Source organism: Teichococcus deserti (assembly GCF_001982615.1).
Taxonomy (GTDB): Bacteria; Pseudomonadota; Alphaproteobacteria; order Acetobacterales; family Acetobacteraceae; genus Pseudoroseomonas; species Pseudoroseomonas deserti.
Window position 1 is genome coordinate 1 of the sequence record NZ_MLCO01000499.1, and the last position, 4,071, is coordinate 4,071.

4 protein-coding genes and 1 riboswitch are annotated in these 4,071 nt (G+C 71.0%); all 4 genes read right to left on the reverse strand.

What is annotated here, in order from left to right:
- Positions 1-1,104, reverse strand: a 1,104-nt coding sequence (locus BKE38_RS33740) for a calcium-binding protein (protein WP_165694326.1), incomplete at its 3' end; no start/stop codon positions are given.
- A gap of 95 nt (positions 1,105-1,199) precedes the next feature.
- Complete coding sequence (locus BKE38_RS29470) at positions 1,200-1,673, reverse strand: 6,7-dimethyl-8-ribityllumazine synthase (protein ID WP_076960645.1); 474 nt, start codon at positions 1,671-1,673, stop codon at positions 1,200-1,202.
- 92 nt (positions 1,674-1,765) lie between these two features.
- Positions 1,766-1,922: riboswitch (FMN riboswitch) on the reverse strand.
- A gap of 54 nt (positions 1,923-1,976) precedes the next feature.
- Positions 1,977-2,696, reverse strand: a complete 720-nt coding sequence (locus BKE38_RS29475) for a 2OG-Fe(II) oxygenase (RefSeq protein WP_076960646.1) — start codon at positions 2,694-2,696, stop codon at positions 1,977-1,979.
- Positions 2,693-3,772 carry a bifunctional DNA-binding transcriptional regulator/O6-methylguanine-DNA methyltransferase Ada gene (gene ada / locus BKE38_RS29480; RefSeq protein WP_076960647.1) on the reverse strand — a complete coding sequence of 360 codons (1,080 nt, stop codon included), beginning with the start codon at positions 3,770-3,772 and terminating at the stop codon, positions 2,693-2,695. Before ada ends, BKE38_RS29475 begins: the two co-directional genes overlap by 4 nt.
- Between the last annotated feature and the right edge of the window lie 299 nt (positions 3,773-4,071).

Genomic DNA, 4,071 nt, shown 5'->3' on the forward strand with positions numbered 1-4,071 from the left:
AGCATCCAGGTAGTCGTTGCCATCGCCGCCATCGAGGGTGTCGTGGCCGGCGCCGCCCTCCAGCCGGTTGTCGCCGGCATTGCCCAGCAGGCGGTTGGCGGTGCTGTTGCCGATTCCGCGCAGGTTGGCGAAGCCCATCAGCACCAGGTCGTTGACGAAGCCGCCGGCCAGCGAGACGTCGAGAATGCTGTAGATGGTGTCGATGCCCTCGGGGTTGGTCTCGATCACCTGGTCGCCGGGGTCGTCGACGAAGAAGCTGTCATTGCCTGGGCCGCCGATCATGCGGTCGGCGCCGGGGCCGCCATCGAGCCGGTCGTCGCCGTCGCCCCCCTCCAAGATGTCGTCGCCCGGGCCGCCCATCAGCAGGTCGTCGCCGCCCATGCCGAGCAGGCGGTCGTTGCTGCCGAGCCCCTCCAGCGTGTTGCCCAGGGCATTGCCGGTCAGGGTGTTGGACAGGCTGTTGCCGATGCCGGTCAGGGCGGTGCCGGCGAGGGTCAGCTTCTCGATGAACTGTCCGGCCAGGTTGAAGTCGATGCTGGCGATGACGGTGTCGCTGCCCTCGCCGCTGAGCTCGATGACGCGGTCGCCTGGGTCGTCGACATAGAAGGTGTCATCCCCCGGCCCGCCAACCATGCGGTCCGCCCCGGCCCCGCCATCGATGATGTCGTTGCCGCCCAGGCCATACAGGGTATTGGCCATGCGGTTGCCGGTCAGGCGGTTGTTCAGGGAATTGCCGGTGCCGTCGATGGCGGCGAGGCCCGTCAGCTCCAGATTCTCGATGAACTGGCCGGAGAGGTTGAAGCTGACGCTGGCGCGCACCGTGTCGATGCCCTGGCCCGAGGCCTCGCGCACCCGGTCGCCGATGGTGTCGACGATGAAGATGTCGTTGCCCAAGCCCCCCTGCATCAGGTCGGCGCCGGTGCCACCGTCGAGGTAGTCGTCGCCGTCGCCGCCCGTCAGCGTGTCGACGCCACCGAAGCCGTAGAGAAGATCGTTGCCGCCGGCGCCGTCGAGGATGTCGTCATCGGTGGTGCCGTCCAGCCGGTCGGGGCCGGCGGTGCCGGTGGCCAGGCGCTGCGTCAGGATTGCCGAGATCACCGCCATCCGCGCTGGCCCTTCCCCTTCTGGTTCCCGCCGCGACACGGCGCGGCCCGTCATGGGCCGGGCGGCAGTCTGCCGCCCGGGGGATGAAGGAAGGGTTACTCGGCCGGCTGCAGCACCGCCTGCCGTTGCAGAGCCACGGCCGCCAGCGCCGCGCGCGCCACCTCGGCGCCCTTCAGAAGAAAATGCTCGGCGAAGAAGCGCTGGTGCTCGGCATGCTCGTGGAAGTGGTGCGGCGTCAGCACCGCCGAGAGCACCGGCACCCCGGTGTCCAGCTGCACCCGCATCATGCCGTCGATCACCGCGCGGGCGACGAAGTCATGCCGGTAGATGCCGCCATCCACCACCAGGGCGCAGGCGACGATCGCCCCGAAGCGGCCGCTGCGCGCCAGGCTTTGCGCCAGCAGCGGAATTTCATAGGCGCCGGGGACATCGAAGATCTCCACCGCCTCGGCAGGCACGCCCTGGCGCGCCATTTCCGCCAGGAAACCCTCGCGGCCGCGGCCGACGATGTCGGCATGCCAGCCGGCCTGGAGGAACGCGTAGCGGTCGGTCGAAAAAAGCTGGGTCATCTGATTCTTGGTCTCTCGTCGAAGGTCACCAGAATCAGGGCGCACGAGGCCACCGGGCGCGCATGGCCAGGCCACGCCTCCCCCGAGGACACCCGCGCTCTCTTCCATCCGGACTGTGACCGTCGGCCCCGGAATCGCACCGGATCTGCTGACCCCGGAAGCCCTGTCGGACCCCCGGGCGCTCGCGGGCTTCAGGGCTTTCGCCCTGTCACCGCCGGTGGGGAGTTCCGCCCCGCCCTGAGAACGCTGCCCGCATGCGGGCGGGGTTGATCTAGGCTGGCGCGGGCGGGAAGAAAACCCTCGTCACGCCGCGTCGTGCATGATGACGCCGAGGGTGTAGCGCTCGGCCTTCCGCCGCCCAGGCCGCAGCGCCGAGACGCCGTGCCGCAGGGTCACCCGATACATCCCCCGCGTGCCGCGGGCCGGGCGGTGGTGGACGGCGAAGATCACCGCCTCGCCCTGGACCAGGGGGACAACCATGGCGCGCGACTGCATGCGCGGCCGCTGCTCGGTGAGGACGAATTCGCCGCCGGTGAAGTCGTCGCCGGGGGTGGAGAGCAGGAAGGCCACCTGCAGCGGGAAGACATTTTCTCCATAAAGATCCTGGTGGAGACAGTTGTAGTCCCCGGCGCCGTAGCGCAGCAGCAGCGGCGTCGGCCGCACCTGGCCCGCCGCATGGCAGCGCGCCAGGAAGTCGCGATGCGCCGGCGGGAAGCGCGTCTCCTGCCCCAGCGCCACCTGCCAGCGGTTCGCCACCGGCGCCAGCTTTTCGTAGAGCCCCTCGCGCAAGTCCTGCACCAGCGGCGGCAAAGGATTGGCGAAATACTGGTACTCGCCTTTGCCGAAGCCGTGCCGGGCCATGACGATGCGGCTGCGGAAGCGGCCCTCCGGCGCATCGGCATAGAGGGCCGCCAGTTCCGCGCACTGCGCCGGCGTCAGCAGCGGGCCGGTGGTGGCATGGCCTTCGTTGTCCAGCCGCTCGCCGATGGCCTCCCAGTCGAGCGCGTCCAGCACGCCCCTCACCGCGCAACCTCGCGCTCGAGCAGCGCCTGTTTCCGCGCGATGCCCCAGCGATAGCCGGCCAGCGCGCCCCCGGTGCGCACCACGCGGTGGCAGGGGATGGCCAGCGCGATCTCGTTGCTGGCGCAGGCGCGGGCGACGGCGCGCACGGCGGTGGGCTGGCCCAGCCGCGCGGCGACCTCGGCATAGCTTTCCGTCTTCCCCACCGGGATTTCTCTCAGCGCCTTCCAGACGCGCTGCTGGAAAGCGGTGCCGCGGATATCCAGGGGAAGACTTTCGGCGCCCGGCCCGGCCGGCTGCTCGACGAGCGCGACAACGCGGGCGACCAGCGCCTCGAAATCCGCATCGCCGCCGATCAGCCGGGCCTTCGGGAAGCGGGCTTGCAGCGCCTCCAGCAGCGGCTCCGGCGTGTCGCCGAACTGGATGGCGCAGATGCCGCGCTCGGTCGCCGCCACCAGGATGGCGCCCAGCGAGCACTCCCCCAGCGCGAAGCGGATCGCGGCGTCGCGGCCGCCATCCTTCCATTCGCCGGGACGCATGCCCAGCAACCCCTCGGCCTCGGCATAGAAGCGGCCGTTGGAGCCGAAGCCGGCCTGGTGATAGGCCGCCGTCACCGTCTGCCCGGTGTCCAGCCCGTCGCGCAGCCGGGCGGCGCGATGGGCCGCGGCATAGTCGCGCGGCGTCACGCCCGTGAGCGCCTTGAAGCGGCGGTGGAAATGGAAGCGGCTGAGCCCAACCGCGGCGGCGAGGCTTTCCAACGGCGGGATCTCGTCCGCCTCCTCGATGATCCGGCAGGCCTGGGCGATGGCCGCGGCCTCAGCCGCCTCCGGCGCCGGGCCGCTCGGGCGGCAGCGCTTGCAGGGGCGGTACCCCGCCTGCTCCGCGGCGGCCGGGGTGGCATGGAAAGAGACGTTTTCCGCGCGCTTGGGGCGGGACGGGCAGCTGGGCCGGCAATAGACGCCGGTGGTCAGCACCGCATAGACGAAGCGGCCATCGGCGGCGCGGTCGCGGTCCTGCACCGCCTGCCAGCGCTCGGCCTCGGTCAGGAAACGGGTGGTGGTGGTCGCGTCCAGGGCCATGATCCCCATCCTGTGCAGCGGCGCGGCGAGATGCCAGCGCTCGATGCCAGCCACTCTGCGGCCGAGGCAGCACCGCCGCGCTCCGCCGCTTGCGCGCGAATTCGGATTTGGGGGGAGCCGGGTTTTTCGGCAATGGCCGCAAGAAGCGGAGCGCTGACCCGGGCGCCGGCCCGGCATGAGGCGGAACCCAGTTCATCGGAGACCGCGCCCATGCCTTCCTCCCCCTTCCCGCCTTTGCTGGGCGCCGCCGCCGGGCTGCATGCGGCCGACCAAGTGGCCATCGCCGCGCTGCCGCTGGC